This is a genomic window from Enterococcus sp. R12 (assembly GCF_058135755.1).
The window spans coordinates 243,267-269,531 of record NZ_CM176874.1; the positions used below are offsets into that span (position 1 = coordinate 243,267).

General features: G+C 42.6%; 40 protein-coding genes. 34 read left to right on the top strand and 6 right to left on the bottom strand.

Annotated features, from left to right (window positions below; all coding sequences use genetic code 11):
* Positions 1-79 precede the first annotated feature (79 nt).
* Complete coding sequence (locus tag ACTW1R_RS01135) at positions 80-1,267, top strand: iron-containing alcohol dehydrogenase (RefSeq protein ID WP_010748609.1); 1,188 nt, start codon at positions 80-82, stop codon at positions 1,265-1,267.
* A gap of 52 nt (positions 1,268-1,319) precedes the next feature.
* On the opposite strand, the gene ACTW1R_RS01140 is transcribed toward ACTW1R_RS01135, so the two are convergent.
* The 4 genes from ACTW1R_RS01140 to rpiA form a co-directional block, all read right to left on the bottom strand.
* On the bottom strand, positions 1,320-1,967 hold the full coding sequence (locus tag ACTW1R_RS01140; RefSeq protein WP_270287879.1) for an SGNH/GDSL hydrolase family protein: 648 nt from the start codon (positions 1,965-1,967) through the stop codon (positions 1,320-1,322).
* 101 nt (positions 1,968-2,068) lie between these two features.
* On the bottom strand, positions 2,069-2,755 hold the full coding sequence (gene gpmA / locus ACTW1R_RS01145; RefSeq protein ID WP_005226871.1) for a 2,3-diphosphoglycerate-dependent phosphoglycerate mutase: 687 nt from the start codon (positions 2,753-2,755) through the stop codon (positions 2,069-2,071).
* Positions 2,756-2,949: 194 nt separating this feature from the next.
* On the bottom strand, positions 2,950-3,531 hold the full coding sequence (locus ACTW1R_RS01150; protein ID WP_005226873.1) for a recombinase family protein: 582 nt from the start codon (positions 3,529-3,531) through the stop codon (positions 2,950-2,952).
* 150 nt (positions 3,532-3,681) lie between these two features.
* The gene (gene rpiA, locus ACTW1R_RS01155; protein ID WP_010748612.1) at positions 3,682-4,356 is read right to left on the bottom strand and encodes a ribose-5-phosphate isomerase RpiA; all 675 of its coding nucleotides are present in this window, start codon (positions 4,354-4,356) and stop codon (positions 3,682-3,684) included.
* A 304-nt stretch (positions 4,357-4,660) separates the two neighbouring features.
* Here rpiA and rpsL point away from each other — a divergent pair, with 304 nt between their 5' ends.
* The 4 genes from rpsL (at position 4,661) to tuf (ending at position 9,116) form a co-directional block, all read left to right on the top strand.
* Positions 4,661-5,074 carry a 30S ribosomal protein S12 gene (gene rpsL, locus ACTW1R_RS01160; protein ID WP_003127956.1) on the top strand — a complete coding sequence of 138 codons (414 nt, stop codon included), beginning with the start codon at positions 4,661-4,663 and terminating at the stop codon, positions 5,072-5,074.
* A gap of 70 nt (positions 5,075-5,144) precedes the next feature.
* Entirely contained in the window at positions 5,145-5,615 is a 471-nt protein-coding gene (gene rpsG, locus ACTW1R_RS01165; RefSeq protein WP_003127957.1) for a 30S ribosomal protein S7, read from the top strand.
* A gap of 80 nt (positions 5,616-5,695) precedes the next feature.
* Complete coding sequence (gene fusA / locus ACTW1R_RS01170; protein WP_005226900.1) at positions 5,696-7,780, top strand: elongation factor G; 2,085 nt, start codon at positions 5,696-5,698, stop codon at positions 7,778-7,780.
* A gap of 148 nt (positions 7,781-7,928) precedes the next feature.
* Positions 7,929-9,116: an elongation factor Tu gene (gene tuf, locus ACTW1R_RS01175; protein ID WP_005226902.1), complete on the top strand. Its 1,188-nt coding sequence runs from the start codon at positions 7,929-7,931 to the stop codon at positions 9,114-9,116.
* A gap of 128 nt (positions 9,117-9,244) precedes the next feature.
* Here tuf and ACTW1R_RS01180 read toward each other — a convergent pair whose 3' ends face one another.
* Together ACTW1R_RS01180 and ACTW1R_RS01185 are read right to left on the bottom strand one after the other, a co-directional pair.
* Positions 9,245-9,970: a nitroreductase family protein gene (locus ACTW1R_RS01180; RefSeq protein WP_015508810.1), complete on the bottom strand. Its 726-nt coding sequence runs from the start codon at positions 9,968-9,970 to the stop codon at positions 9,245-9,247.
* The gene (locus tag ACTW1R_RS01185; protein WP_074934450.1) at positions 9,954-11,399 is read right to left on the bottom strand and encodes an aminotransferase-like domain-containing protein; all 1,446 of its coding nucleotides are present in this window, start codon (positions 11,397-11,399) and stop codon (positions 9,954-9,956) included. The genes ACTW1R_RS01180 and ACTW1R_RS01185 overlap by 17 nt, the downstream gene beginning before the upstream one ends.
* Before the next feature lie 107 nt (positions 11,400-11,506).
* Between ACTW1R_RS01185 and thiD the strand changes: the two genes are divergently transcribed.
* From thiD to ACTW1R_RS01330, 29 genes are all read left to right on the top strand, one after another.
* A complete protein-coding gene (gene thiD / locus ACTW1R_RS01190; protein ID WP_087626777.1) occupies positions 11,507-12,337 on the top strand; it encodes a bifunctional hydroxymethylpyrimidine kinase/phosphomethylpyrimidine kinase in 831 nt (276 codons plus the stop codon).
* 341 nt (positions 12,338-12,678) lie between these two features.
* The gene (gene rpsJ / locus ACTW1R_RS01195) at positions 12,679-12,987 is read left to right on the top strand and encodes a 30S ribosomal protein S10 (RefSeq protein WP_003127966.1); all 309 of its coding nucleotides are present in this window, start codon (positions 12,679-12,681) and stop codon (positions 12,985-12,987) included.
* 22 nt (positions 12,988-13,009) lie between these two features.
* The gene (gene rplC, locus ACTW1R_RS01200; RefSeq protein WP_003127967.1) at positions 13,010-13,639 is read left to right on the top strand and encodes a 50S ribosomal protein L3; all 630 of its coding nucleotides are present in this window, start codon (positions 13,010-13,012) and stop codon (positions 13,637-13,639) included.
* A gap of 29 nt (positions 13,640-13,668) precedes the next feature.
* Positions 13,669-14,292 (top strand): 50S ribosomal protein L4, encoded by a 624-nt coding sequence (gene rplD, locus ACTW1R_RS01205; protein ID WP_005226910.1) that lies wholly within the window; start codon positions 13,669-13,671, stop codon positions 14,290-14,292.
* Positions 14,292-14,585 carry a 50S ribosomal protein L23 gene (locus ACTW1R_RS01210; RefSeq protein WP_005226911.1) on the top strand — a complete coding sequence of 98 codons (294 nt, stop codon included), beginning with the start codon at positions 14,292-14,294 and terminating at the stop codon, positions 14,583-14,585. Before rplD ends, ACTW1R_RS01210 begins: the two co-directional genes overlap by 1 nt.
* 39 nt (positions 14,586-14,624) lie before the next feature.
* Positions 14,625-15,458 (top strand): 50S ribosomal protein L2, encoded by an 834-nt coding sequence (gene rplB, locus ACTW1R_RS01215; protein WP_005226912.1) that lies wholly within the window; start codon positions 14,625-14,627, stop codon positions 15,456-15,458.
* A gap of 42 nt (positions 15,459-15,500) precedes the next feature.
* Positions 15,501-15,779: a 30S ribosomal protein S19 gene (gene rpsS / locus ACTW1R_RS01220; RefSeq protein WP_005226914.1), complete on the top strand. Its 279-nt coding sequence runs from the start codon at positions 15,501-15,503 to the stop codon at positions 15,777-15,779.
* Positions 15,780-15,802: 23 nt separating this feature from the next.
* Positions 15,803-16,150 carry a 50S ribosomal protein L22 gene (rplV, locus tag ACTW1R_RS01225; protein ID WP_003127973.1) on the top strand — a complete coding sequence of 116 codons (348 nt, stop codon included), beginning with the start codon at positions 15,803-15,805 and terminating at the stop codon, positions 16,148-16,150.
* 13 nt (positions 16,151-16,163) lie between these two features.
* Complete coding sequence (gene rpsC / locus ACTW1R_RS01230; protein WP_005226916.1) at positions 16,164-16,820, top strand: 30S ribosomal protein S3; 657 nt, start codon at positions 16,164-16,166, stop codon at positions 16,818-16,820.
* Between the two features lie 2 nt (positions 16,821-16,822).
* Positions 16,823-17,257 carry a 50S ribosomal protein L16 gene (rplP, locus tag ACTW1R_RS01235; RefSeq protein ID WP_005226918.1) on the top strand — a complete coding sequence of 145 codons (435 nt, stop codon included), beginning with the start codon at positions 16,823-16,825 and terminating at the stop codon, positions 17,255-17,257.
* On the top strand, positions 17,247-17,435 hold the full coding sequence (gene rpmC / locus ACTW1R_RS01240; protein WP_002288664.1) for a 50S ribosomal protein L29: 189 nt from the start codon (positions 17,247-17,249) through the stop codon (positions 17,433-17,435). Before rplP ends, rpmC begins: the two co-directional genes overlap by 11 nt.
* 24 nt (positions 17,436-17,459) lie before the next feature.
* Positions 17,460-17,726, top strand: a complete 267-nt coding sequence (gene rpsQ, locus ACTW1R_RS01245; protein WP_003128005.1) for a 30S ribosomal protein S17 — start codon at positions 17,460-17,462, stop codon at positions 17,724-17,726.
* A 60-nt stretch (positions 17,727-17,786) separates the two neighbouring features.
* On the top strand, positions 17,787-18,155 hold the full coding sequence (gene rplN / locus ACTW1R_RS01250) for a 50S ribosomal protein L14 (RefSeq protein ID WP_003128006.1): 369 nt from the start codon (positions 17,787-17,789) through the stop codon (positions 18,153-18,155).
* A gap of 35 nt (positions 18,156-18,190) precedes the next feature.
* Entirely contained in the window at positions 18,191-18,502 is a 312-nt protein-coding gene (rplX, locus tag ACTW1R_RS01255) for a 50S ribosomal protein L24 (RefSeq protein ID WP_003128007.1), read from the top strand.
* 27 nt (positions 18,503-18,529) lie between these two features.
* Positions 18,530-19,069 (top strand): 50S ribosomal protein L5, encoded by a 540-nt coding sequence (gene rplE, locus ACTW1R_RS01260; RefSeq protein WP_005227088.1) that lies wholly within the window; start codon positions 18,530-18,532, stop codon positions 19,067-19,069.
* An 18-nt stretch (positions 19,070-19,087) separates the two neighbouring features.
* On the top strand, positions 19,088-19,273 hold the full coding sequence (locus tag ACTW1R_RS01265) for a type Z 30S ribosomal protein S14 (protein ID WP_003128010.1): 186 nt from the start codon (positions 19,088-19,090) through the stop codon (positions 19,271-19,273).
* 32 nt (positions 19,274-19,305) lie between these two features.
* Positions 19,306-19,704 carry a 30S ribosomal protein S8 gene (gene rpsH / locus ACTW1R_RS01270; protein ID WP_005227093.1) on the top strand — a complete coding sequence of 133 codons (399 nt, stop codon included), beginning with the start codon at positions 19,306-19,308 and terminating at the stop codon, positions 19,702-19,704.
* 31 nt (positions 19,705-19,735) lie between these two features.
* Positions 19,736-20,272, top strand: coding sequence for a 50S ribosomal protein L6 (gene rplF, locus ACTW1R_RS01275; RefSeq protein ID WP_005227095.1), 537 nt, complete (start codon positions 19,736-19,738; stop codon positions 20,270-20,272).
* Between the two features lie 57 nt (positions 20,273-20,329).
* Entirely contained in the window at positions 20,330-20,686 is a 357-nt protein-coding gene (gene rplR / locus ACTW1R_RS01280; protein ID WP_081118833.1) for a 50S ribosomal protein L18, read from the top strand.
* 20 nt (positions 20,687-20,706) lie between these two features.
* Positions 20,707-21,207, top strand: coding sequence for a 30S ribosomal protein S5 (gene rpsE / locus ACTW1R_RS01285; RefSeq protein ID WP_003128014.1), 501 nt, complete (start codon positions 20,707-20,709; stop codon positions 21,205-21,207).
* Positions 21,208-21,220: 13 nt separating this feature from the next.
* The gene (gene rpmD, locus ACTW1R_RS01290) at positions 21,221-21,400 is read left to right on the top strand and encodes a 50S ribosomal protein L30 (RefSeq protein ID WP_003128015.1); all 180 of its coding nucleotides are present in this window, start codon (positions 21,221-21,223) and stop codon (positions 21,398-21,400) included.
* 40 nt (positions 21,401-21,440) lie between these two features.
* On the top strand, positions 21,441-21,881 hold the full coding sequence (gene rplO, locus ACTW1R_RS01295) for a 50S ribosomal protein L15 (protein ID WP_003128016.1): 441 nt from the start codon (positions 21,441-21,443) through the stop codon (positions 21,879-21,881).
* Positions 21,881-23,176, top strand: a complete 1,296-nt coding sequence (secY, locus tag ACTW1R_RS01300) for a preprotein translocase subunit SecY (protein ID WP_087626778.1) — start codon at positions 21,881-21,883, stop codon at positions 23,174-23,176. The genes rplO and secY overlap by 1 nt, the downstream gene beginning before the upstream one ends.
* 60 nt (positions 23,177-23,236) lie before the next feature.
* Entirely contained in the window at positions 23,237-23,881 is a 645-nt protein-coding gene (locus ACTW1R_RS01305; protein ID WP_005227100.1) for an adenylate kinase, read from the top strand.
* Between the two features lie 188 nt (positions 23,882-24,069).
* Positions 24,070-24,288 (top strand): translation initiation factor IF-1, encoded by a 219-nt coding sequence (infA, locus tag ACTW1R_RS01310; RefSeq protein WP_002288695.1) that lies wholly within the window; start codon positions 24,070-24,072, stop codon positions 24,286-24,288.
* Between the two features lie 32 nt (positions 24,289-24,320).
* A complete protein-coding gene (gene rpmJ, locus ACTW1R_RS01315; protein ID WP_002288710.1) occupies positions 24,321-24,437 on the top strand; it encodes a 50S ribosomal protein L36 in 117 nt (38 codons plus the stop codon).
* A 17-nt stretch (positions 24,438-24,454) separates the two neighbouring features.
* Positions 24,455-24,820: a 30S ribosomal protein S13 gene (gene rpsM / locus ACTW1R_RS01320; RefSeq protein WP_005227102.1), complete on the top strand. Its 366-nt coding sequence runs from the start codon at positions 24,455-24,457 to the stop codon at positions 24,818-24,820.
* Positions 24,821-24,847: 27 nt separating this feature from the next.
* On the top strand, positions 24,848-25,237 hold the full coding sequence (gene rpsK, locus ACTW1R_RS01325; RefSeq protein WP_005227104.1) for a 30S ribosomal protein S11: 390 nt from the start codon (positions 24,848-24,850) through the stop codon (positions 25,235-25,237).
* Positions 25,238-25,316: 79 nt separating this feature from the next.
* Positions 25,317-26,255, top strand: a complete 939-nt coding sequence (locus tag ACTW1R_RS01330) for a DNA-directed RNA polymerase subunit alpha (RefSeq protein WP_008376367.1) — start codon at positions 25,317-25,319, stop codon at positions 26,253-26,255.
* The last annotated feature ends 10 nt before the right edge of the window (positions 26,256-26,265 follow it).

Below are 26,265 nucleotides of genomic sequence, written 5' to 3' on the forward strand. Positions count from 1 at the left end.
AAAAAGCCACGAAGAAGCGTTGCACTTTTGCCAGAAAATGGTTTAATGAAAAGAAAAGGTGTAAAAAGGAGACGAGACAATGAATAATTTTACGTTTCATGTAACGACGGACATTCGTTTTGGGAAAGACCGTCTGAACGAGCTGCCAGAAGTACTGAATACATTTGGAAAAAACGTCTTGCTAGTCTATGGTGGCGGCAGTATCAAGAAAAACGGTTTGTACGATGCAGTCATGGCGCAATTGACTGCCAACGGCAATCAAGTCACTGAATTGACTGGTGTCGATCCAAATCCACGAATCGAAACCGTTCGTCAAGGAGCCGCTCTTTGTCGTTCAGAAAAGATCGACGTCATTTTAGCTGTTGGCGGCGGTTCTGTAATTGATTGCAGCAAAGTGATCGCTGGGGCGGCTTGCAGTGAGCAAGAGCCTTGGGACTTAGTTCTTTCCAGAAGCTATCAAGGACCAGCGATTCCATTAGTAACGATCTTGACCCTTGCGGCTACTGGCAGTGAAATGAATCGCGGCGCGGTGATCTCTAATCTAGAAACGAAACAAAAACTTGGTGTTCACGGACCCGAATTTTTACCGAAAGTATCTTTTTTAGATCCAACAACGACCTTTAGTGTCAGTCGCTATCAAACGGCTGCCGGTTCAGCGGATATCATGAGCCATCTGATTGAAAATTATTTCAGTAAAACAGAAGGAACAGATGTCCAAGACGGTGTAGCAGAAGGATTGCTAAAAGCAGTCATTAAAAATCTGCCCATCGCATTAAATGACCCCACAGACTATGATGCACGGGCGAATTTGATGTGGGCGAGCACCTTAGCCTTAAATGGTTTGACTGGAAGCGGCAAGGGTGGTGCTTGGTCTTGTCATGCGATGGAGCATGAGTTGAGTGCATTTTATGACATTACCCATGGCATCGGCTTAGCGATCCTGACCCCACGCTGGATGCTTCATGTATTGAATGAAGAAACGGCGCCGAAATTTGCGCGGTTTGCTAGAGAAGTCTTTGGTGTCCAAGAAGCAGTGCCAGAATTAGCTGCCCGAATGGGGATTCAAAAACTGTATGACTTTTTTGCTTCTTGCGATATTCCGATGACTTTGCCAGAAGTAGGGATCGCCGATGACACTCATTTTGCTGAAATGGCGGCTCAAGCAGTTCAATTCAGCTCTATTGCAACAAATGCGTATGTACCGCTGCAAGAAGAAGACGTGATTGCAATTTACCAAGATTCCTTGACTCCTTCAACCTATCTTTGATCATAAAAAAGACCGTTCCTGCGACTTGGTTGTCGCGGAGCGGTCTGTTTATTTACCCTTCAGAAGAAAAAGCCAAACGGGCCATTAGCTGATCTGCAATCAAGGCGTGTCCAGCAGGAGTGGGGTGCACCCCGTCATCGCCTGTCAGTGCCTGCGGGGAGCTAGCAACGGCAGCTTCGGCAAACAAGCCATCCAGCGGCAGCAGCTGACAATGAAAGGCGGCAGCTAAGTGACGAACGATTTGGATTTTCGGATCAAGATCGATCCGCCAAGTTTGGCGATCCTCAGGATATGGCAAAACAAAAGGTTCCAGCAAGAAAATGCGCGTGATCCCCTGTTGGGTCACTTGTTCCAGAATTTGACGGTAGGTTTCCTCAAAGGACGTTGCGGCCTCTTCTGAACCAAAATCGGGACCACCGGCATTGTGCCACGTGTCGTTGATCCCAATCATAAAGATCAAGACGTCAGGTGCTAATTGAAGGCAATCTTCTTGGAGACGGGCTAAGACGTCGGCAGCTTTGTTGCCGCCGATCCCCCGATTATAAAAGGTAAATCCTGCAGTGGGGAATGTTTCTGCCAGCTGATCGGCAACGAGACGGGCAAACCCATGTCCTAAATCGTGGGGATCTTGGCGATCACGATCGCAATCTGTGATGCTGTCACCTAAAAATAAAACGGTATCATTTTTGACTAGTTCCATAGTAAGCTCCTTTCGAGTACGCCCTCAATTATAAAAGAGGGGGGAGGAATTGCCAATAAAAAAACTGCCCTTTTTTAAAAAAGGGCAGCGATAAGCGAGGCTTATAAGTAGTATTTTTTCGCAACAGTCAAATCATCGTTCAATTCATAAACAAGTGGTTGACCAGTTGGGATCTCAAGATCCATGATATCTTCGTCAGAAATACCTTCGATATGTTTTGCTAATGCACGTAGAGAGTTTCCGTGAGCCGCAACTAAGACAGTTTTGTCGTCTTTTAATGCTGGGGCGATTTCATCTTGCCAGAAAGGCAATGCACGTTCTAAAGTAACTTTTAAGTTTTCTCCACCAGGTACGTCGCGAGGGTCAAGCATTGCATAACGACGGTCGTTTGCAGCAGAACCTTCATCTGAAGCTTCCATCAATGGAGGTAAAACATCGTAAGAACGACGCCAGATGTGTACTTGTTCGTCACCGTATTTTTCAGCAGTTTCTTTTTTATTTAAACCTTGTAATTTACCGTAATGACGTTCGTTTAAGCGCCATGATTTGATCGTTGGTACCCAAAGTTGATCAGAATATTCTAAAATGTAATTACAAGTTTTGATGGCACGAGTTAAAACAGATGTGTAAGCAACGTCAAATTCGATGCCTGCTTCTTTGATTTTACGTCCGCCTTCGATTGCTTCTTCGACACCTTCTGGCGCTAGATCAACATCAGCCCAACCGGTAAACTGGTTTAATTTGTTCCATTCGCTTAGTCCATGACGAGAAAATACTAATTTTGGCATGTAAAACTCTCCTTTAGATATTCGATATTTTTCTGAAATTTTCAATTCCGTATTTATTGTACACTCTTTCTCAAAGAATTTCCATGGTTTTGGAGGAAAAGCTGGGGGAAAACGCCATTCTTAAGGAAAAACAAAAGGGGATCATTAAAAAGAGGACCGCTTTTGTTTCATGCTGTTCTAGGGGGAGTCGACAACTATGAACGTAACTTGTTCCATTCTTCTTCGGATAATTTTATGTATTTATAGCATGTACCTACAGAAACACCGCATTTTTCAGAAATATATTGAATCGTTTCTTTTTTCTCGTAGTACAATTGACGGATTTTTTTGATCGTTTTCGGATCGATTTTTGGACGACCACCAATTTTGCCTTTTTTGCGGGCTTTATTTAAGCCGACCAGCGTGCGCTCTTTGATGAGTGAGCGTTCCATGATCGCAAGTCCTTCCATTAAATTGAAGTAAACCTGTCCCATCGGACCGCGGGTATCGATTTGTTCTGCCAGTGAAACCAGATGAAGCTCTCGCTGTTTTAATAGATCAGTGAGATCGGTCAGCTGTCTGGTGGTTTTCCCTAAACGATGCAGTTCCGTAACGACTAAGGTGTCGCCGGGCTGCATTTGTGCCACCACTGACTCCAATGAATGATTTTCTTCACTTTCTTCCACGCTAAATGTCTCATGGAAAAATTCATGACACCCAAATTCTTCGAGCTTGTTTAATTGTTCACTTGTTGAGTTGTCGGTGATCGTTGAACGAGCATAGCCTATGATTTTCATAAACCCTCCTACCTTTCCCTTTTTATTGAATGTATCATAATTATTTCTTAAATGATAGGGTAATTTGCACAAAAAATAATAAAAATTAAGTCGATTGAAGAAAAATAACGAAAAAAAGAGAAGCGATATCGCTCCTCTTTTTTGTTTCCTTTATCTAACGTGCTTGGTACTCGGGCCTTCAGGCAATCCAACAATGATCGTATGCACCATATCCAAAAACAGACCGTGTTCAACCACGCCTACTGTAGCATCTAATTCCTGTGCCAACTCAGTAGGGGCGGTGATCGTTTCTAGATGAAGATCGATGATGTAATTGCTGCAATCGGTTTTTAACGGTTCGCCTTCTTCATTCAGACGCAGTTTTGGATGGTAGTTTTTCTTCTCGAACAGACGCAACAGCTGTTGGCTGCCATAAGGGATCACTTCCACTGGCAACGGGAAGGCACCAAGTGTTTCGACCATTTTCGATTCATCAACGATCCACAAGACTTTCTTGGAGTTAGACGCCACGATTTTTTCGAATAAAAGGGCTGCACCGCCGCCTTTGATGCCATGATAATCCTGGCTGATCTCATCTGCACCGTCGATCGTTAGATCCACAGCGTCCACTTCATCGATGGTGCGAATCGGGATACCTAATCCTTCTGCTTGTTTTTTCGATGCCCAAGAAGTTGGGACACCCGTGATCGATAGACCTTCTTCTTTTACACGTCGACCCAGTTCTTCAATCATGTAGTAGGCTGTTGAGCCAGTGCCCAAGCCAACGACCATGCCATCTTTTACATAACTAGCCGCTTCAATGCCGACCATTTCTTTTAGGTTCATTTTCTTCCCGCCTTTTTTAAATAAATGCTTTGTCTCTATTATATAGGAAGAAGCGCAAAATTTGCGGATTTTTTCGTAACAGATTTCTTTTGAAAAAAGCTTAGGAGGATACTTGACAGGTAAGAATAAGCATGATATTCTATCAAAGGTGCTTTATCTACAGGTCTCTCGTTGGAGACGTGCTGACTGTCTATCAAAGCATAGTTGATATGAATGCAGAGAATGCATTATTTTTTATCGCAAAAAAAGAACCACCTGGATGTGTGGGACTATAAAGCGAATCAAGGAAGGAGGACAACTAGGGATGCCTACAATTAATCAATTAGTACGTAAACCTCGTAAATCCAAGGTTGAAAAATCAAATTCACCAGCATTGAACAAAGGATATAACAGTTTCAAGAAAGCTCAAACGAATGTTAACTCACCTCAAAAGCGTGGGGTAGCTACTCGTGTGGGAACTATGACACCGAAAAAACCGAACTCAGCTCTACGTAAATATGCGCGTGTTCGTTTGTCAAACTTGATTGAAGTGACAGCTTATATTCCAGGTATCGGACACAACTTACAAGAACACAGCGTGGTCTTGTTACGTGGTGGACGTGTAAAAGACTTACCAGGGGTACGTTACCATATCGTTCGTGGTGCATTGGATACTGCCGGTGTTAACGATCGTAAACAATCTCGTTCTAAATATGGTACAAAACGTCCTAAAGCTTAATCTTTAAGACAAACAGATCAAATGAATCTTATTTAAATCAGAACTGATATCTCGGAAGGAGGAGTTACGGATGCCTCGTAAAGGTCCTGTTGCAAAACGTGATGTTTTACCAGATCCTATTTATAACTCAAAATTAGTAACTCGTTTGATCAACCGTGTAATGGTTGATGGTAAACGCGGTGTTGCTGCAAATATTATCTACAATGCTTTTGGCATTATCAAAGAATCTACAGGAAATGATCCATTGGAAGTTTTCGAACAAGCAATGAAAAACATTATGCCTGTATTGGAAGTTAAAGCTCGCCGTGTCGGTGGTTCTAACTACCAAGTACCAGTAGAAGTACGTCCTGAACGTCGTACAACTCTAGGTCTTCGTTGGGTGGTAAACTACGCTCGTTTGCGTGGCGAACACACAATGGAAGAACGTCTTGCAAAAGAAATCATGGATGCAGCAAACAACACTGGTGCTTCTGTGAAAAAACGCGAAGACACACACAAAATGGCGGAAGCCAACCGCGCATTTGCTCACTATCGTTGGTAAGATCCTCACTGCTTTTTATTGGAAGGTACTGAGACAACCTTAGCTTAAGTTAAGTAAGAATGAGAGGGGAACAACCTAGAATGGCAAGAGAATTTTCGCTAGAAAAAACTCGTAATATCGGGATCATGGCCCACGTTGACGCTGGTAAAACAACGACAACTGAACGTATCCTTTATTACACAGGTAAAATCCATAAAATTGGTGAAACACATGAAGGTGCTTCTCAAATGGACTGGATGGAACAAGAACAAGAACGTGGGATCACAATCACTTCTGCTGCGACAACTGCGCAATGGAAAGAAAACCGCGTAAATATCATCGACACACCAGGACACGTGGACTTCACAATCGAAGTGCAACGTTCATTGCGTGTACTTGATGGTGCTGTAACTGTGTTGGACTCACAATCAGGTGTAGAACCTCAAACAGAAACAGTTTGGCGTCAAGCGACAGATTACCGCGTACCGCGTGTTGTATTCTGTAACAAAATGGACAAAATTGGTGCAGACTTCTTATACTCTGTATCAACTTTACATGATCGTTTACAAGCAAATGCTCACCCAATCCAATTACCAATTGGTGCGGAAGATGACTTTACTGGTATTATCGACTTAGTAAAAATGAAAGCTGAAATCTACACAAATGACTTAGGAACTGAAATCCAAGAGACTGAAATTCCTGAAGAATACGTAGAATTAGCTGAAGAATGGCGCGAAAAATTAATCGAAGCTGTTGCTGATACTGATGAAGAACTAATGATGAAATTCTTGGAAGGTGAAGAAATCACTGAAGAAGAATTGAAAGCTGGTATTCGTCAAGCAACATTGACTGTTGACTTTTTCCCTGTTCTTTGCGGATCTGCCTTTAAAAACAAAGGGGTTCAATTGATGTTGGATGCAGTCATCGACTACTTGCCTTCACCACTTGATGTTCCTGCGATTAAAGGGATCAATCCTAAAACAGACGAAGAAACTGATCGTCCGGCTGACGATGAAGCACCATTTGCTTCATTAGCATTTAAAGTAATGACTGACCCATTCGTAGGTCGTTTGACATTCTTCCGTGTGTATTCAGGTATCTTGAACTCTGGATCATACGTATTGAATGCTTCAAAAGGCAAACGCGAACGTATCGGTCGTATCCTACAAATGCACGCCAACACTCGTGCTGAAATCCAAACAGTATACTCAGGCGATATCGCCGCTGCTGTTGGTTTGAAAGACACAACAACTGGGGATACACTATGTGATGAAAAATCACCAGTAATCCTTGAATCAATCGAATTCCCAGAACCAGTTATCGAAGTCGCTGTTGAGCCTAAATCAAAAGCTGACCAAGATAAAATGGGGGTTGCTTTACAAAAACTTGCTGAAGAAGATCCATCATTCCGTGTGGAAACAAACGCTGAAACAGGCGAAACTGTTATCGCTGGTATGGGAGAACTTCACTTGGACGTCTTAGTTGACCGTATGCGTCGCGAATTTAAAGTTGAAGCAAACGTAGGTGCGCCTCAAGTTTCTTATCGTGAAACATTCCGTGCAGCAACACAAGCGGAAGGTAAATTTGTACGTCAGTCTGGTGGTAAAGGTCAATACGGTCACGTATGGGTCGAATTTACACCAAACGAAGAAGGTAAAGGCTTCGAATTCGAAAACGCGATTGTCGGTGGTGTGGTTCCTCGTGAATACATCCCAGCAGTTGAAAAAGGACTTGAAGACTCAATGGCGAACGGTGTCTTAGCCGGTTACCCATTAGTAGACATCAAAGCAAAACTTTATGATGGTTCATACCATGATGTCGATTCAAGTGAAACTGCCTTCCGTGTTGCAGCTTCTATGGCTTTACGTGCTGCAGCGAAGAAAGCAAACCCAGTAATTCTTGAACCAATGATGAAAGTAGTTATCACTGTACCAGAAGATTACTTAGGTGATGTTATGGGTCACGTAACTGCTCGTCGTGGACGCGTAGAAGGAATGGAAGCACACGGTAATTCACAAATCGTGAACGCAATCGTGCCATTAGCTGAAATGTTCGGTTACGCAACAACACTTCGTTCATCAACACAAGGTCGCGGTACGTTCATGATGACATTTGATCACTATGAAGATGTACCTAAATCTGTTCAAGAAGAAATCATCAAGAAAAACGGCGGCAAAGCTGAATAATTGATGGAAGTATAGGAAATTAAGTAAAAAGCTATATTTTTTTCTGAGTTTCGTGTACAATATTATCGATGATAAGGGATGGGGGGCTGCGGCTCCCTACCTATCAAATATAAAAAATAAACTGCATTTTTAGGAGGAACATTTTAAAATGGCAAAAGAAAAATTTGACCGTTCTAAACCCCACGTAAACATTGGTACGATCGGACACGTTGACCATGGTAAAACTACACTTACAGCTGCTATCACAACTGTATTATCTAAAAAAGGTTTGGCTCAAGCTTCAGCTTACGACCAAATCGATGGCGCTCCAGAAGAACGCGAACGCGGAATCACTATCTCAACTGCTCACGTTGAGTACGAAACTGAAGCACGTCACTATGCTCACGTTGACTGCCCAGGACACGCGGACTACGTTAAAAACATGATCACTGGTGCTGCTCAAATGGACGGCGCGATCTTAGTAGTATCTGCTGCTGATGGTCCTATGCCTCAAACACGTGAACACATCTTGTTATCACGTAACGTTGGTGTACCATACATCGTTGTTTTCTTAAACAAAATGGATATGGTTGATGACGAAGAATTACTAGAATTAGTTGAAATGGAAGTTCGTGACTTATTGTCAGAATATGACTTCCCAGGCGACGATGTTCCTGTAATCGCTGGTTCTGCTTTGAAAGCTCTTGAAGGCGATGCTTCATACGAAGAAAAAATCATGGAATTAATGGCTGCAGTTGACGAATACGTTCCAACTCCAGAACGTGACACTGACAAACCATTCATGATGCCAGTCGAAGACGTATTCTCAATCACTGGACGTGGTACTGTTGCTACAGGCCGTGTTGAACGTGGACAAGTTCGCGTTGGTGACGAAGTTGAAATCGTTGGTATTGCTGAAGAAACTGCTAAAACAACTGTAACTGGTGTTGAAATGTTCCGTAAATTGTTAGACTATGCTGAAGCAGGGGATAACATTGGTGCATTGCTACGTGGTGTTGCTCGTGAAGACATCCAACGTGGACAAGTATTGGCTAAAGCTGGTACAATCACACCTCATACAAAATTTAAAGCTGAAGTTTACGTTTTAACAAAAGAAGAAGGTGGACGTCACACACCATTCTTCACTAACTACCGTCCTCAGTTCTACTTCCGTACAACTGACGTAACTGGTGTTGTTGAATTACCAGAAGGAACTGAAATGGTTATGCCTGGTGATAACGTAACAATCGACGTTGAATTGATCCACCCAATCGCTATCGAAGACGGAACTCGTTTCTCAATTCGTGAAGGCGGACGTACTGTTGGTTCAGGCGTTGTAACTTCAATCCAAGCTTAATTTGATTGATCAAAGAGCAAAAGCGTACGCGCTTTTGCTCTTTTTTTGACTCTTGTAGAAAAAAAGCCGCTCTTTCTAGCGTGGATGAATCCGTTACGGTTCATCGAAGCTAAAGAGAGCGGTGCTTTTTATTTTATTAGATTTTGCTTCTTCAAGAAGGCGTCAAATCCTTGGTCAGGACGATTGCTGTAAAAGCCAGCGAATTTTTCTGACCATGGTTTGGTCTCGCGGGCTTCTCCAAAAGCAGTCATCGTTTGATCGTACGCTTCGATCGCCTCATAAGAATAGTCCTGATAATGGTTGTAATGAATGACCGCTTCTTCTGGCAAGCGAGGTTTGACCTTCATTTCTACGATTGGTTTACCGATGCTCAAACCAGCCACAGGATAGACATATTCTGGTAAGTGCAACAATTCAGCGATTTTGGCGCTGTCTTTGCGGACACTGCCGGAAATGACGGTGCCTAAGCCCAGTGATTCAGCAGCGATCGCACCAGATTGCAAAGCGATGCTGGCATCAGTTGTGGCGATCAATAATGGCTGATAGCCCTCATCGATTGGATAGGGAGTCTGTTTTTCGTCAGCAACTTTTTTGGTTCGGTTTAAATCAGCTAAGAATAGCAGAAAGAGTGAACTTGCTGCGATATGAGGATTGCCAGGATTCCATTCGACCATTTGTTGGCGAATCTGCGGGTCGTCGATCACTAAGATCGAATAGGCTTGCCCGTTCATCCAGCTAGGTGCTTGACGAGCCGCAGTCAAAATCGCGGTTACTTGCTCTTGGCTCAAGCGGTAGTCAGGATCAAATTGTCGGTAAGTGCGGTGGTTGTGTAAAAGCTCAATGGTTTCGTTCATAGGTTTGCTCCTTTAACTGTTGGGTGATTTTTGTGAATCGTTCTTGAAATCGCGGTAAATCATCTTTGGCTAAGCGGGTATAGTTCAAACGCAAGCCATTCGTATCGTTACTGAAAAGAAACGCAGGTGCTACTAAGCAATCGTTCGCCAAAAAGAGTGCCCAATCTTTGCGAGTCAATGTGCGGTGACGCCAAGTCAACCACAGGTAAAGACCACCTTTCGTCGGCTGCCATTGCCAATCCTCCTGAAATGCCTGCAAGAGTTGGAGTAAGTCTTGCTGACGCTGGGCCATTTCTGCAAGCAGTGTCCGCTGTTGCTGGTGGTAATCAAAGGAGCGTAAGGCGATGTTGGCAAGGACTTGCGGGAAGATCGTGGTATCGATCGCCATCCGTTTTTTCGCTTGGGCAAATTGGTCGGCTAACGCTTCTGGCACCAAAAGCCAGCCGATTTTGATGGATGATCCTAGTAATTTGGAAAGCGAACCTAAATAAATGACGGTTTCGGGAGCCATGGATTTTAGCTTGGGCGGTACTTTCTCAAAAGCCAACTCGCTAAAAACATCGTCTTCTATGATCGGTACTTGGTAGGTCTGGCAAAGGCGGATGATCGCTTGGCGCCGATGGTCACTCATAGTATGACCCGTTGGATTTTGGAAGGTGGGATTCAGATAGACGAATTTGATCTTCTTTTCCTTCAACACTTTTTCCAATGCCGCAGGCCGCATCCCTTCGCTATCTTGCTTGATCCCGATCAGCTGGACATTCATCGTGGAAAACAAGGGGAGAGAGAACAAGAAAGAAGGGTCCTCTGTCGCGATACAATCCCCCGCATGCAATAAGACTTGCATTAGCAAGGTGATTCCTTGTGTCGATCCAGCAGTGATCACTAGTTTTTGTCCGTTGGTGGGCAAATTGAAGGAATCAGCAAGGTGCTGCAATAAGATTTCTTGCAAAGGTTCATAACCCGTCGGTAATACTTTGGTGCTTTCCTTGCGAATCTCTTCCCAGGTAAAGGCAGGAAACGTGAAATCGGGGATCAGATCGGCAGGTAGATCACCTGTGTACAGATCCAGCACATCCTTCTCGGTGCGCAAATGCTGAATCTGTTGAACGTAAGGGTCTTGCTGCAGATAAGGGCTGCTTAAAGACGAGCGCAAATAAGAAAGTGGCGTTTGGCGGTTCCCCCAACGGCCTTCCAATACACGAGAGCCGCTGCCTTGTTTTCGTTCGATCCATCCTAAGCTTTTTAATTCATCTAACGCTTTGACGACGGTGGAACGATTGACGCCAAAAGTCTGGGCGAGGCTGCGCTCTGGTGGCAAACGATCCCCAGGTCCATAGATTCCCGCTTGGATCTCTTCGATAAAATGAGTCACGATCTGCTGGTAAATCGGTTGTTTCTTCTGTTTGTCGATACTTGATGAAGCCATCCTGCACCACCTTTTTCAATTGGATGGTTTAAAAATAAGCCAAATGGCTCTTTTCGTCAAGGGGAAGATTGACTATACTTAGCAAAAAGCACAAGGAGATGAGGAAGATGGAAAAAGTCCTATCAATTGCTGGGTCAGATTCAACCGGAGGTGCCGGTATCGAAGCAGATTTAAAAACATTTCAGGAATATGGTGTCTTTGGTTTTGCCACGATCGCTTCGATCGTCACGATGGACCCACAAGCAGGTTGGAGCCATGAAGTAACAGCGATGGAAACAGCGCTTGTCGAAAAACAATTGATCGCTGCTTTTGCAGGTGATCCGATGGATGCTCTGAAAACGGGCATGTTAGGCAATGAAGACAATATTGTCCAAGCTGCGCAGATGATCCAACAGCAGCAAGTCAAAAATGTGGTGATCGATCCTGTCATTGCTTGCAAAGGGACTGCAGAAATCTTACAGCCAAAAAGCGTCGATGCCATCATCACGCATTTGTTGCCGTTAGCAGATGTTGTCACCCCTAATTTAGTAGAAGCGGGGATTCTTTCAGGTTTGGGTGATTTGACGAGTGTGGAGGCCATGAAGCAAGCTGCTGAAAAAATCCATGAATTAGGTGCTAAATACGTCGTGATCAAAGGGGGGCATCGCTTGCCAGGAGCAAAAGCCGTTGACCTCGTTTATGATGGGCAATCCTTCCTCTTGTTAGAAAGTGAAAAAATCGCTACCGATTTCAATCACGGGGCAGGCTGCGCCTTTTCAGCTGCGATCGCTGCTGGTCTTGCAAAAGACAAACCCGTCGTGGAAAGCGTTCGGTTAGCGAAAGCCTTTGTCACAGCGGCAATCAAAGAAGGAGTGGTGATCAATCCTTATGTGGGTCATGTGTGGCATGGTGCCTATACCCACGCCCAAGACCGTATGCAGGAGGAAGCGCCGCAATAGCAGGTTTTCTTCTATAATAAATGGGAAATGAAGAAGTGCTTAAAAGAAGCGGTCAACGCTTCTTTTTTTGTGTTACGAAACCAAAAGAAAATTTTCTGAAAGAAATGCAAAAGAATCCCGGTTTTTCCATAAAAAAAGCTTGCAATCAATGTTTATCCGTAATATAATCATAAAGGTGCTGTTTACGTAAATACGTAAGTCACACTGGCAGCAAAGAAATTTTCTGCCGGCTACGAAACGAGAGGTTGCGACACGCCCGGACGCTTTGCCATGGACGAGCGTGACGGAAAATTTTCGTGGAGCTATGTCTACTTTTCAAAATAGGCGAAGGAGGGAAAACAATGGCAAAACAAAAAATTCGTATCCGTTTAAAAGCGTATGAACATCGTATTTTAGATCAATCAGCGGATAAAATCGTAGAAACTGCAAAGAGAACTGGAGCTGGCGTATCTGGTCCAATTCCATTACCAACTGAACGCAGCTTGTACACGATCATCCGTGCGACGCACAAATACAAAGATTCACGCGAACAATTCGAAATGCGTACACACAAACGTCTAATCGACATTGTGAATCCAACACCAAAAACTGTTGATGCTTTAATGAAGCTAGACTTGCCAAGCGGTGTTAATATCGAAATCAAACTATAATAATTAAGATGGAGGTGTAATCATGACCAAAGGAATCTTAGGGAAAAAAGTGGGAATGACTCAAATCTTCACTGAATCTGGCGAATTGATTCCAGTAACTGTAGTAGAAGCTACACCAAACGTAGTGCTACAAGTGAAAACAATCGAAAATGACGGCTACGAAGCAATTCAAGTCGGCTACCAAGATATGCGTGAAGTTTTGTCTAACAAACCTGCGAAAGGTCATGTTGCAAAAGCAAACACGGCTCCTAAGCGCTTCATTCGCGAATTCAAGAATGTAGAGCTAGAGGGCTTAGAAGTAGGATCAGAAATCAAAGTTGATATTTTTGAAGCAGGAGACATCATCGATGTAACCGGCACTTCGAAAGGTAAAGGATTCCAAGGCGTTATCAAACGTCACGGACAAAGCCGCGGACCAATGGCTCACGGTTCTCGTTACCACCGTCGTCCTGGATCAATGGGTCCAGTTGCACCTAACCGTGTATTCAAAAACAAACGTCTTGCTGGACGTATGGGCGGAAATCGCATCACGATCCAAAACTTGGAAATCGTACGCGTAGACGCAGAACGCAACGTTATCTTGATCAAAGGTAATGTACCTGGCGCGAAAAAATCATTGATTACAATCAAATCAGCTGTGAAAGCTAAATAAGTAGATAGGAAGAAAGGAGGAACTAAGGAATGCCGAATGTAGCATTATTCAAACAAGATGGAAGCCAAAATGGCGAAATTACATTGAACGAAGAAATCTTCGGAATCGAACCAAATGAATCAGTTGTCTATGATGCGATCATCATGCAACGCGCTTCATTAAGACAAGGAACACACGCTGTGAAAAACCGCAGTGCCGTTCGTGGCGGTGGCCGTAAACCATGGCGCCAAAAAGGAACTGGACGTGCCCGTCAAGGTTCAATCCGTTCACCACAATGGCGTGGAGGTGGCGTAGTCTTCGGACCAACACCACGTTCATACAGCTACAAACTTCCTAAAAAAGTTCGTCGCTTAGCAATGAAATCTGTATTGTCAGAAAAAGTTGCTTCAAATAACTTGGTAGCAGTAGAAGGATTAAGCTTTGATGCTCCAAAAACAAAAGAATTCAAACAAGTTTTAGCTAACTTGACAATTGACTCTAAAGTATTGGTAGTTTTAGAATCTGAAAACGACTTTGCCGCTTTATCTGCGCGCAACTTGCCAAAAGTTTCTGTAGTTACTGCTGATAACATTAGTGTTTTAGACATCGTTTCTAACGACAAAATGTTAGTGACACAAACTGCTCTTACTCAGATCGAGGAGGTGCTTGCATAATGAACTTACTAGACGTTATTAAACGCCCAGTGATCACTGAAAAATCAATGCTTGCCATGGATGACAAGAAATACACTTTTGAAGTGGACACAAAAGCTAACAAAACTTTAGTAAAACAAGCTGTAGAAGCTGCCTTTGACGGAGTGAAAGTGGCAAACGTGAACATCATCAACGTTCGTCCGAAATTCAAACGCATGGGTAAATATGCAGGATATACAAAAAAACGTCGCAAAGCTGTTGTGACTTTAACTGAAGATTCTAAAGAAATCCAAATTTTCGAAGCTGCTGAATAAGCAACTCACGCATAAACTTTACATGGGAGGGAAAAAGACGTGGCGATTAAAAAGTACAAACCTACCACGAACGGCCGTCGTAATATGACAAGTTCTGATTTCGCTGAAATCACAACTTCAACACCAGAAAAAACATTGTTAGCTCCTTTGAAAAACAATGCTGGTCGTAACAACAACGGACGTATCACGGTTCGTCATCAAGGTGGCGGTCACAAACGTCAATACCGTTTGATCGATTTCAAACGTAACAAAGACAACGTCGTTGCTACGGTTAAAACGATTGAATATGATCCAAACCGTTCTGCTAACATTGCGTTAGTACATTACGAGGATGGAGTAAAAGCATACATCTTAGCACCTAAAGGATTAGAAGTTGGCATGACTGTCGTTTCTGGTCCAGATGCAGATATTAAAGTAGGGAATGCATTACCACTAGAAAACATTCCAGTCGGTACTGTTATCCACAACATCGAAATGAAACCTGGTAAAGGTGGACAATTGATTCGTTCAGCTGGAACAAGTGCTCAAGTACTTGGTAAAGAAGGCAAATACGTATTGATCCGCTTGAACTCTGGTGAAGTACGGATGATCTTAGCATCATGTCGTGCAACAATCGGTTCTGTTGGTAATGAACAACACGAATTGATCAACATCGGTAAAGCCGGTCGTTCTCGTTGGATGCGCAAACGCCCAACTGTACGTGGTAGCGTAATGAACCCTAATGATCACCCACACGGTGGTGGTGAAGGTAAAGCACCAATCGGACGTAAAGCACCAGTTTCTCCTTGGGGACAACCTGCACTTGGTTACAAAACACGTAACAAAAAAGCAAAATCAGACAAACTTATCGTTCGTCGTCGTAAAACTAAGTAATATACTTGACCGTGTGTCGCACATTTTGAGAGGAGGTACACCATGGGTCGTAGTTTGAAAAAAGGACCTTTTGTCGATGACCATTTGATGAAAAAGGTCGAAGCACAAGAAGGCGCTGAAAAGAAAAAAGTGATCAAAACTTGGTCACGTCGTTCTACAATTTTCCCTAATTTTATCGGATTTACAATTGCTGTGTATGATGGACGGAAACATGTACCAGTTTACATCCAAGAAGACATGGTAGGACACAAATTAGGTGAATTTGCACCAACAAGAACTTATCGCGGACATGCTGCCGATGATAAGAAAACAAGACGCTAATTTTGAGGGGAGGATATCCAAAAATGGCAGAACAAATCACATCAGCGAAAGCAACTGCTAAAACAGTCCGCGTTTCTCCTCGTAAATCTCGTCTAGTTATTGACTTAATCAGAGGGAAAAGCGTTGCTGAAGCAATCGCGATCTTAAAGTTCACACCAAACAAAGCAGCTGGAATCATCGAGAAAGTCTTGATGTCAGCTATTGCCAATGCAGAAAATAATTTTGACTTAGATGTTGAAAACTTGATTGTTTCTGAAGCATTCGTAAACGAAGGACCAACGATGAAACGTTTCCGTCCACGTGCGAAAGGTTCAGCTTCACCGATCAACAAACGTACAAGTCATATTACTGTAGTCGTATCAGAAAAATAAGGAGGGACAATCAGTGGGTCAAAAAGTACATCCAATTGGAATGCGTGTAGGCATCATCCGTGACTGGGATGCTAAATGGTATGCTGAAAAAGAGTATGCTGAATTTCTACATGAAGATTTGAAAATCCGTAAATTTATCGCATCTAAACTTGCTGATGCCGCTGTGTCTACAGTTGAGATCGAGCGTGCAGCAAACCGCGTGAATATTTCAATCCACACAGCTAAACCAGGTATGGTTATCGGTAAAGGCGGATCTGAAGTCGAAAACCTAAGAAAAGAATTAAATAGCCTAACTGGCAAACGAGTTCACATCAACATCGTTGAAATCAAAAAACCAGATTTAGATGCTAAATTAGTAGGCGAAGGAATCGCACGTCAATTAGAAAACCGTGTTGCTTTCCGTCGTGCTCAAAAACAAGCGATCCAACGCACAATGCGTTCTGGCGCTAAAGGAATCAAAACACAAGTTTCTGGCCGTCTAAATGGTGCGGATATCGCTCGTTCAGAAGGTTACTCAGAAGGAACCGTTCCACTTCATACATTACGTGCGGACATTGATTACGCATGGGAAGAAGCAGATACAACATACGGCAAACTAGGAGTTAAAGTGTGGATTTATCGTGGAGAAGTTCTTCCAACTAAAAAGAACACTGAGAAAGGAGGGAAATAAACATGTTAGTACCTAAACGTGTAAAACACCGTCGTGAGTTCCGCGGAAAAATGCGTGGCGAAGCGAAAGGCGGAAAAGAAGTAGCATTCGGTGAATACGGCTTACAAGCTGTTGAATCACACTGGATCACAAACCGTCAAATCGAAGCTGCCCGTATCGCAATGACTCGTTATATGAAACGTGGCGGGAAAGTATGGATCAAAATTTTCCCTCACAAATCTTATACTGCCAAAGCTATCGGGGTACGTATGGGTTCTGGTAAAGGGGCTCCTGAAGGATGGGTATCACCAGTTAAACGTGGTAAAATCATGTTTGAAATTGCCGGTGTACCTGAAGAAGTTGCGCGCGAAGCGCTACGTCTTGCTTCTCACAAATTACCAGTGAAAACGAAGATCGTAAAACGTGAGGAAATGGGTGGTGAATCGAATGAAGGTTAAAGAAATCAGAGAATTAACCACTGCCGAAATGCTAGATCAAGAAAAACAATTGAAAGAAGAATTGTTCAATCTTAGATTCCAATTAGCAACAGGTCAATTAGAAAACACTGCACGTATCAAAGAAGTACGTAAATCGATTGCACGCATTAAAACAGTATTGCGTGAACAAGCTAAGTAATAGTGGAAGGAGGCCATTTAGCGTATGACTGAAGAAAGAAATCAACGCAAAGTTTACCAAGGTCGCGTGGTATCAGACAAAATGGATAAAACTATCACTGTTGTCGTTGAAACAAAGAAAAACCACCCTATCTACGGCAAACGTCTGAACTATTCTAAGAAATACAAAGCACACGATGAAAACAACGAAGCAAAAGTTGGCGATATCGTGAAAATTATGGAAACTCGTCCATTATCAGCTACGAAACGTTTCCGTCTAGTAGAGATTGTTGAAAAGGCAGTGATTATCTAATCACACGAGATTTTCCTATATAGATTGTGAATTGCAAAATCTGAAAGGAGGATACACATCGTGATCCAAGCAGAAAGCCGATTAAGAGTGGCGGACAACTCAGGTGCCCGTGAAATTCTAACGATCAAAGTCCTTGGCGGATCTGGTCGTAAAACTGCCAATATTGGTGACGTGATTGTTGCTACGGTTAAACAAGCAACGCCAGGTGGGGTTGTCAAAAAAGGTGACGTCGTTAAAGCCGTTATCGTTCGTACTAAATCAGGAGCTCGTCGTACAGACGGTTCATACATCAAATTCGATGAAAATGCTGCGGTTATTATCCGTGACGATAAGAGCCCTCGTGGAACTCGTATCTTTGGCCCAGTTGCCCGCGAATTGCGTGAAGGCAACTTTATGAAGATCGTTTCCCTAGCACCAGAAGTATTGTAATAGTGATTCTTATCTAAAGGAGGTGCGAAACAAACATGTTTGTTAAAAAAGGCGATAAAGTTAAAGTTATCACTGGTAAAGACAAAAACAAAGAAGGCGTTGTGCTAGCAGCGTTTCCTAAAAAAGACAAAGTCGTTGTTGAAGGTGTCAATGTTGTCAAAAAACACCAAAAACCTTCTCAAACTGCTCCTCAAGGCGGAATCGTTGAAATGGAAGCACCAATTCATGTTTCTAACGTGATGGTGGTTGATCCATCGAACGGTGAAGCTACGCGTGTCGGTTACAAAGAAGTTGACGGCAAAAAAGTCCGCGTTTCTAAGAAAACCGGAGAAGTTCTTGATAAATAATCTGATGAAGGAAGGAGGGGCTAACAGATGAACCGCCTTAAAGAAAAATATTCAAAAGAAGTTGTCCCATCATTAATGGACAAATTTAACTACAGCTCAATCATGGAAGCACCAAAAGTTGATAAAATCGTTATCAACATGGGTGTCGGTGACGCTGTTTCTAATGCTAAAAACTTAGACAAAGCTGTTGAAGAATTACAATTGATCTCAGGTCAAAAACCATTGATCACAAAAGCGAAAAAATCTATCGCAGGATTCCGTTTACGTGAAGGAATGCCAATCGGTGCGAAAGTAACACTACGCGGCGAAAGAATGTATGAATTCTTAGATAAACTAGTAAGTGTGTCATTGCCACGTGTCCGTGACTTCCACGGTGTGAGCAAAAAAGCGTTCGACGGACGCGGAAACTACACTTTAGGTATCAAAGAACAATTGATTTTCCCTGAAGTAGATTATGATTTGATCGACAAAGTACGTGGTATGGATATCGTGATTGTAACAACAGCAAACACAGATGAAGAATCTCGTGAATTGTTGACACAATTAGGCATGCCATTCCAAAAATAAAAAAAGGAGGCGAACTACGTGGCTAAAAAATCAATGATTGCTAAAAACAAACGCCCTGCTAAATTCTCAACGCAAGAATACACTCGTTGTGAACGTTGCGGACGTCCACATTCAGTTTATCGTAAATTTCATCTTTGCCGTATTTGCTTCCGCGAACTTGCCTATAAAGGACAAATTCCCGGCGTGAAGAAAGCTAGCTGGTAAACTATACTCGCATAAAGGAGGTAAATTATCCCATGGTCATGACAGATCCAATTGCAGATTTTCTAACGCGCGTGCGTAACGCAAACATGGTTAAACACGAAAGCCTAGAAGTACCTGCTTCAAAAATCAAACGTGATATCGCTGAAATCTTGAAACGTGAAGGTTTCGTCCGCGATGTTGAATACATTGAAGATGACAAACAAGGCGTGATCCGCGTATTTCTTAAATACGGTAAAAACGGTGAACGTGTTATCACAAACTTAAAACGTATCTCTAAACCAGGCTTGCGTGCTTATGTCAAAGCTGACGAAGTACCAAAAGTATTGAATGGTCTAGGAATCGCGATTATCTCAACTTCTGACGGTGTAATCACTGACAAAGAAGCTAGAGCAAAAAATGTTGGCGGCGAAGTAGTCGCTTATGTATGGTAATTTAAAATATTCCACAAGGAGGTGCCTCTAAGTGAGTCGTATCGGTAATAAGATCGTCGTTCTTCCTGCTGGTGTTGAAATCAAGCAAAACGGAAACGACATTACAGTTAAAGGACCTAAAGGTGAATTAACACGTACTTTCTCTTCTGATATCACAATGAATATCGAAGGAAACGAAGTAACATTCACTCGTCCAAATGATAGTAAAGAAATGAAAACTATCCACGGAACTACCCGTGCAAACTTCAACAACATGGTTGTTGGTGTTTCTGAAGGTTTCCAAAAAGCGTTAGAATTAATCGGGGTTGGGTACCGTGCTCAATTACAAGGGAAAAAACTTGTATTGAACGTTGGTTACTCTCATCCAGTTGAAATCGAAGCGCCAGCTGGAATCGAAATCGAAGTTCCTTCAAACACTTCTGTGATCGTTAAAGGATCAGATAAAGAAGTCGTTGGCGAATTGGCTGCCAATATCCGTGGCGTTCGTCCTCCAGAACCTTATAAAGGCAAAGGAATTCGTTATGTTGGCGAATTTGTACGCCGTAAAGAAGGTAAAACTGGTAAATAGTCGTAATTCTTTACGACTAGCAGCTTAGGCTAGCAAAATTAAAAGAGGTGACAAATTGTGATTACAAAACCAGATAAAAACAAGACACGTCAGAAAAGACATCGTCGTGTACGTAACAAAATCTCTGGTACTGCTGAGTGCCCACGCTTAAACGTGTTCCGTTCGAACAAAAACATCTACGCACAAGTAATTGATGACGTAGCGGGTGTGACGCTAGCAAGTGCCTCTGCCTTAGACAAAGAAGTTTCAGGTGCAACAAAAACTGAACAAGCACAAGCTGTCGGTAAATTAGTCGCAGAACGTGCAGCAGCAAAAGGTATTAAAGAAGTAGTCTTTGACCGTGGTGGATACCTTTACCATGGCCGTGTAGCAGCTTTAGCTGAAGCAGCTCGCGAAAATGGACTGGAATTTTAAGAGAAGGAGGAACACCATTCATGGTTTATATTGATCCAAAACATTTGGAATTAGAAGACCGCGTTGTTGCGATCAACCGTGTAACTAAAGTTGTTAAAGGTGGACGTCGTCTACGTTTTGCTGCATTAGTTGTTGTCGGTGACAAAAACGGACACGTAGGTTTCGGTACTGGTAAAGCACAAGAAGTACCAGAAGCAATCCGTAAAGCAATCGAAGACGCGAAGAAAAACTTGGTGGAAGTACCAATGGTTGGTTCTACAATCCCTCACGAAGTTATCGGTGTATTCGGCGGCGGACGCATCCTTATGAAACCTGCTGTAGAAGGTTCTGGGGTAGCTGCTGGTGGACCAGTTCGTGCCGTATTGGAATTAGCTGGGGTAGCTGATATCACATCTAAATCTTTAGGTTCTAACACACCAATCAACGTTGTTCGCGCAACAGTTGAAGGTTTAAAACAATTAAAACGCGCTGAAGAAGTGGCAGCACTTCGCGGCAAATCAGTAGAAGAATTAATCGGTTAAGGAGGACACTATAATGGCTGAATTGAAAATTACTTTAAAACGCAGTATTATCGGACGTCCCCAAAACCAACGTGATACTGTTAAAGCGTTAGGTCTTACAAAGTTGAATTCAACAGTTGTAAAACCTGCTAATGATGCAATCAAAGGCATGGTTAACACTGTTTCTCACTTAGTGGACGTTGAAGAGGTCTAAGGATCAGCAGATCTAGTTTGATTAAGGAGGTGCCAAACCTATGAAACTTCATGAATTAAAACCATCAGAAGGCTCACGCCAAGTACGTAACCGTGTCGGTCGAGGAACTTCATCTGGTAACGGTAAAACAGCTGGACGTGGACAAAAAGGTCAAAAAGCTCGTTCAGGCGGCGGAGTACGTCTAGGATTCGAAGGTGGACAAACACCATTGTTCCGTCGTTTACCAAAACGTGGCTTTACAAATGTGAACCGCAAAGAATATGCAGTCATCAATCTTGATGTCTTGAACCGCTTTGAAGACGGTGCTGAAGTAACACCTGTTGCTTTACACGAAGCTGGAATCGTCAAAGACGAAAAAGCTGGAATCAAAGTATTAGCTAACGGAGAATTAACGAAGAAATTGACTGTGAAAGCAGCTAAATTCTCAAAAGCAGCTGAAGAAGCAATCGTTGCTGCTGGTGGATCAATCGAGGTGATCTAATGATCAGACTATTGAAGGATGCCTTTAAGGTTAAGGATATTAGATCCAGAATATTGTTCACCGTCTTAATCTTGTTTGTCTTTCGTCTGGGAACACATATTACTGTGCCAGGCGTAGACGCAAGTCGCCTAAATACCATCGCAGATCTACCATTTTTAAACATGTTAAACTTGGTAAGTGGTGGCGCCATGCAACAATTTTCGATTTTCTCGATGGGGGTTTCGCCTTACATCACTGCCTCAATTGTTATTCAGTTGTTGCAGATGGATATCGTCCCTAAATTTGTTGAATGGTCGAAGCAAGGTGAAGTGGGTCGTAAGAAACTAAATCAGGCAACACGTTACTTGACGTTGGTATTGGGCTTTGTTCAATCCATGACATTAACGGCTGGATTTAACTATTACACTCAACTCGGGTTTGTAAACAATCCTAATATGGCAACCTATATCGTGATTGGTCTGATTTTAACAGCCGGAACGATGTTAGTCACTTGGTTAGGAGAGCAGATCACCGAGCGTGGTATCGGAAACGGTGTGTCAATGATCATCTTTGCAGGGATCATTTCACGCTTACCAGCAAGCATCAAAGAATTGATTGAAGATTACTTCATTAACGTGGATCAATCGGATATCTGGCTAAATGCTATCTTTATGGCGCTGCTTGTGATCGCTGTGTTGATCGTCATTACTTTAGTAACGTATGTTCAACAAGCAGAACGCAAGATTCCGATCCAATATACAAAACGGGTAGCAGGAGCGCCTACCAGCAGTTACCTTCCTTTGAAAGTAAATGCTGCCGGGGTTATCCCAGTTATCTTTGCCAGTTCTTTTATTACAACACCAAATGCGATCATTCAAGCATTAGGTAGTTCATATAAAGGAGAAACTTGGTACGACGTGGTGCAAACGATCTTTAGTTACAACACTGTACCGGGTGCGATCATCTATACTGTCTTGATCGTTGCGTTTACTTTCTTCTACGCATTTGTTCAAGTGAACCCTGAGAAATTAGCGGAAAACTTGCAAAAACAAGGAAGTTACATTCCGAGTGTGCGTCCTGGTAAAGGAACCGAAGAATATGTATCACGTTTGTTGATGCGATTAAGCACGGTTGGATCGATCTTTTTAGGATTGGTTGCTTTACTTCCAATCATCGCTCAGATGGCTTGGAATCTACCGCAATCGATCGGTCTAGGTGGAACGAGTCTATTGATCATTATCGGTGTGGCACTTGATACTGCCAAGCAGTTAGAAGGGCTCATGCTGAAACGGAAATATACTGGTTTCATCAATTAAAGTTATTGAAGTGTTGAGGATTTCCTCAACACTATTCAAAAACTTACAGGAGGAATTAGAATGAACTTCATTTTAATGGGATTACCTGGTGCTGGAAAAGGTACTCAGGCAGAACGTATCGTTGCTGAATACGGTCTTCCTCATATTTCAACAGGCGATATGTTTCGGGCTGCGATGGCGAACGAAACAGAACTAGGCCTTAAAGCAAAATCATACATGGATCAAGGCGCATTAGTTCCTGATGAGGTTACCAATGGGATCGTTAAAGAACGTTTAGCTGAACCTGATACCGAGAAAGGTTTCTTATTAGATGGTTTTCCTCGTACATTGGATCAAGCAAAAGCGTTAGATGAGATGCTAGCTGACCTTAACAAAAAACTTGATGCCGTTATTGATATTCATGTTCCTGAAGAAGTTCTTGTAGAACGTTTAGCCGGCCGCTTCATGTGCCGCAATTGTGGGGCAACTTATCATAAATTGTTCAATCCTCCAAAAGAGGAAGGAACATGTGATCGTTGTGGAAGTCATGACTTCTACCAACGTGAAGATGATAAGCCTGAGACGGTCAAAAATCGTCTAGCTGTCAATATCAAAAGCAGTGAACCAATTTTGACTTATTACAAAGACAAAGGGTTATTGCAATCGATTGATGGGGATCGCGACATCGACGCTGTATTCGAAGATGTTCAAAAGATCATTGACTAATCATAGATTGCCCGAGTCCAACTTGCAGCTTAAAACTTTCTCTTGAAATCTTTGACAGGATATGATAGAATATGTCAGTCCGACTTCTACTTTTTATTAAGTAGGAGCATAGTTTGAGAATATCAGGTGGGAACCGAGTTTCCGCCATTTTATCGTGTGAAAATCACAAGTACAAGGAGGTACTGTGCGTGGCAAAAGAAGATATGATTGAAGTCGAAGGTACAGTCGTCGAAACTTTGCCGAATGCAATGTTTAAAGTAGAATTGGAAAACGGACACCAAGTTCTAGCGACCGTTTCTGGTAAGATCCGGATGCACTACATTCGTATTTTACCTGGAGACAAAGTGACGGTGGAATTATCCCCGTATGATCTGAACCGTGGCCGCATTACTTATCGCTTTAAATAATTGTACTCCGTAAAACCACAGGAGGTATTATCATGAAAGTAAGACCATCAGTAAAACCAATGTGCGAACATTGTAAAGTAATTCGTCGTAAAGGACGCGTTATGGTGATTTGCCCAGCAAATCCAAAACATAAACAACGTCAAGGATAATCGGAGGTGTAACAAATATGGCTCGTATTGCAGGAGTAGATATTCCTCGTGATAAACGTGTGGTCGTTTCACTTACTTATATCTATGGTATTGGTAACACGACTGCAAAACAAATTTTAGCTGACGCTGGCGTGTCTGAAGAAGTTCGCGTTCGTGATTTAACGAATGAACAAACAGATGCTATCCGTGCGGAAGTTGATAAATTAAAAGTTGAAGGTGACCTTCGTCGTGAAGTGAACTTAAACATCAAACGATTGATGGAAATCGGTTCTTACCGTGGAATCCGTCATCGCCGTGGATTGCCAGTTCGTGGACAAAACACGAAAAACAATGCACGTACTCGTAAAGGCCCGTCTAAAACAGTCGCAGGCAAGAAAAAATAATTCCTAAGTGAAGGAGGTTAAAACTTCATGGCAGCAAAAAAAGTGAGTCGTAAACGCCGTGTGAAAAAGAATATTGAAGCGGGTATTGCACATATTCACTCAACATTCAATAATACAATCGTAATGATCACTGATACTCATGGTAATGCATTAGCATGGTCATCAGCTGGTTCATTAGGTTTCAAAGGAAGCAAAAAATCTACTCCTTTTGCCGCTCAAATGGCAGCAGAAACAGCTACCAAAGCAGCAATGGAACACGGATTAAGAACTGTTGAAGTAACAGTTAAAGGACCTGGTTCTGGACGTGAAGCAGCAATTCGTTCATTACAAGCAGCAGGTTTGGAAGTGAGTGCGATCCGTGACGTGACTCCAGTCCCTCATAATGGATGCCGCCCTCCAAAACGCCGTCGTGTTTAATGAGTGCTGCTCATTTTGAGTGTAACAAATACGTCATTGAACAAGACACTTTTCGTTTTGAAAGGGGTAATAGATAAGAATGATTGAATTCGAAAAACCAAGAATCGCAAAGATTGATGAAGACAAAGATTATGGCAAGTTCATCGTGGAACCTCTTGAAAGAGGCTACGGAACTACACTAGGAAATTCCCTACGTCGTATTTTATTATCTTCTTTACCTGGTGCGGCAATCACCAATATTCAAATCGATGGAGTTTTACACGAATTCTCAACTGTTAAGGGTGTTCGGGAAGACGTTGCTCAAATCATCTTGAATATTAAAGGTCTTGCATTGAAAATGTACGGGGATGAAGAAAAGACCCTTGAAATTGATATTTCAGGACCTGCTACAGTAACTGCTGGCGATATCATCGTCGATAGTGATGTAGAAATCCTTAACAAAGATATGTATATCTGTACCGTTTCTGAAGGTGCTACGTTCCATGCTCGCTTAACAGTGAAACCTGGCCGCGGCTACGTTCAAGCGGACGAAAACAAAAAAGAAGACATGCCGATTGGCGTTCTTCCAGTCGATTCAATCTATACACCAGTACGTCGTGTCAACTACCAAGTAGAAAACACACGTGTCGGTCGTCGGGATGATTTCGACAAATTAACGATGGAAATATGGACTGATGGCTCAATCGAACCATTGGAAGCAATGAGTTTGTCTGCGAAGATCATGACTGAACATTTAGACATCTTTGTTAACCTAACGGATGAAGCGAAAAACGCTGAAATCATGGTTGAAAAAGAAGAAACACAAAAAGAAAAAATGTTGGAAATGACGATCGAAGAATTAGACTTATCTGTTCGTTCATACAACTGTCTAAAACGTGCAGGAATCAATACTGTACAAGAATTGACAAACAAATCTGAACCAGAAATGATCAAAGTAAGAAACTTAGGCCGTAAATCTCTTGAAGAGGTCAAAGTGAAATTACATGATTTAGGTTTAGGACTACGTAAAGACGATTAAACCGTTTTCG

Excerpts from the sequence above, each read along its gene's own strand:
- ACTW1R_RS01135 (WP_010748609.1), top strand. The coding sequence starts at position 80 with ATGAATAATTTTACGTTTCATGTAACGACGGACATTCGTTTTGGGAAA.
- ACTW1R_RS01140 (WP_270287879.1), bottom strand. The coding sequence starts at position 1,967 with ATGGAACTAGTCAAAAATGATACCGTTTTATTTTTAGGTGACAGCATC.
- gpmA (WP_005226871.1), bottom strand. The coding sequence starts at position 2,755 with ATGCCAAAATTAGTATTTTCTCGTCATGGACTAAGCGAATGGAACAAA.
- ACTW1R_RS01150 (WP_005226873.1), bottom strand. The coding sequence starts at position 3,531 with ATGAAAATCATAGGCTATGCTCGTTCAACGATCACCGACAACTCAACA.
- rpiA (WP_010748612.1), bottom strand. The coding sequence starts at position 4,356 with ATGAACCTAAAAGAAATGGTCGGCATTGAAGCGGCTAGTTATGTAAAA.
- rpsL (WP_003127956.1), top strand. The coding sequence starts at position 4,661 with ATGCCTACAATTAATCAATTAGTACGTAAACCTCGTAAATCCAAGGTT.
- rpsG (WP_003127957.1), top strand. The coding sequence starts at position 5,145 with ATGCCTCGTAAAGGTCCTGTTGCAAAACGTGATGTTTTACCAGATCCT.
- fusA (WP_005226900.1), top strand. The coding sequence starts at position 5,696 with ATGGCAAGAGAATTTTCGCTAGAAAAAACTCGTAATATCGGGATCATG.
- tuf (WP_005226902.1), top strand. The coding sequence starts at position 7,929 with ATGGCAAAAGAAAAATTTGACCGTTCTAAACCCCACGTAAACATTGGT.
- ACTW1R_RS01180 (WP_015508810.1), bottom strand. The coding sequence starts at position 9,970 with ATGAACGAAACCATTGAGCTTTTACACAACCACCGCACTTACCGACAA.
- ACTW1R_RS01185 (WP_074934450.1), bottom strand. The coding sequence starts at position 11,399 with ATGGCTTCATCAAGTATCGACAAACAGAAGAAACAACCGATTTACCAG.
- thiD (WP_087626777.1), top strand. The coding sequence starts at position 11,507 with ATGGAAAAAGTCCTATCAATTGCTGGGTCAGATTCAACCGGAGGTGCC.
- rpsJ (WP_003127966.1), top strand. The coding sequence starts at position 12,679 with ATGGCAAAACAAAAAATTCGTATCCGTTTAAAAGCGTATGAACATCGT.
- rplC (WP_003127967.1), top strand. The coding sequence starts at position 13,010 with ATGACCAAAGGAATCTTAGGGAAAAAAGTGGGAATGACTCAAATCTTC.
- rplD (WP_005226910.1), top strand. The coding sequence starts at position 13,669 with ATGCCGAATGTAGCATTATTCAAACAAGATGGAAGCCAAAATGGCGAA.
- ACTW1R_RS01210 (WP_005226911.1), top strand. The coding sequence starts at position 14,292 with ATGAACTTACTAGACGTTATTAAACGCCCAGTGATCACTGAAAAATCA.
- rpsS (WP_005226914.1), top strand. The coding sequence starts at position 15,501 with ATGGGTCGTAGTTTGAAAAAAGGACCTTTTGTCGATGACCATTTGATG.
- rplV (WP_003127973.1), top strand. The coding sequence starts at position 15,803 with ATGGCAGAACAAATCACATCAGCGAAAGCAACTGCTAAAACAGTCCGC.
- rplP (WP_005226918.1), top strand. The coding sequence starts at position 16,823 with ATGTTAGTACCTAAACGTGTAAAACACCGTCGTGAGTTCCGCGGAAAA.
- rpmC (WP_002288664.1), top strand. The coding sequence starts at position 17,247 with ATGAAGGTTAAAGAAATCAGAGAATTAACCACTGCCGAAATGCTAGAT.
- rpsQ (WP_003128005.1), top strand. The coding sequence starts at position 17,460 with ATGACTGAAGAAAGAAATCAACGCAAAGTTTACCAAGGTCGCGTGGTA.
- rplX (WP_003128007.1), top strand. The coding sequence starts at position 18,191 with ATGTTTGTTAAAAAAGGCGATAAAGTTAAAGTTATCACTGGTAAAGAC.
- rplE (WP_005227088.1), top strand. The coding sequence starts at position 18,530 with ATGAACCGCCTTAAAGAAAAATATTCAAAAGAAGTTGTCCCATCATTA.
- rpsH (WP_005227093.1), top strand. The coding sequence starts at position 19,306 with ATGGTCATGACAGATCCAATTGCAGATTTTCTAACGCGCGTGCGTAAC.
- rpsE (WP_003128014.1), top strand. The coding sequence starts at position 20,707 with ATGGTTTATATTGATCCAAAACATTTGGAATTAGAAGACCGCGTTGTT.
- rpmD (WP_003128015.1), top strand. The coding sequence starts at position 21,221 with ATGGCTGAATTGAAAATTACTTTAAAACGCAGTATTATCGGACGTCCC.
- rplO (WP_003128016.1), top strand. The coding sequence starts at position 21,441 with ATGAAACTTCATGAATTAAAACCATCAGAAGGCTCACGCCAAGTACGT.
- secY (WP_087626778.1), top strand. The coding sequence starts at position 21,881 with ATGATCAGACTATTGAAGGATGCCTTTAAGGTTAAGGATATTAGATCC.
- ACTW1R_RS01305 (WP_005227100.1), top strand. The coding sequence starts at position 23,237 with ATGAACTTCATTTTAATGGGATTACCTGGTGCTGGAAAAGGTACTCAG.
- rpmJ (WP_002288710.1), top strand. The coding sequence starts at position 24,321 with ATGAAAGTAAGACCATCAGTAAAACCAATGTGCGAACATTGTAAAGTA.
- rpsM (WP_005227102.1), top strand. The coding sequence starts at position 24,455 with ATGGCTCGTATTGCAGGAGTAGATATTCCTCGTGATAAACGTGTGGTC.
- rpsK (WP_005227104.1), top strand. The coding sequence starts at position 24,848 with ATGGCAGCAAAAAAAGTGAGTCGTAAACGCCGTGTGAAAAAGAATATT.
- ACTW1R_RS01330 (WP_008376367.1), top strand. The coding sequence starts at position 25,317 with ATGATTGAATTCGAAAAACCAAGAATCGCAAAGATTGATGAAGACAAA.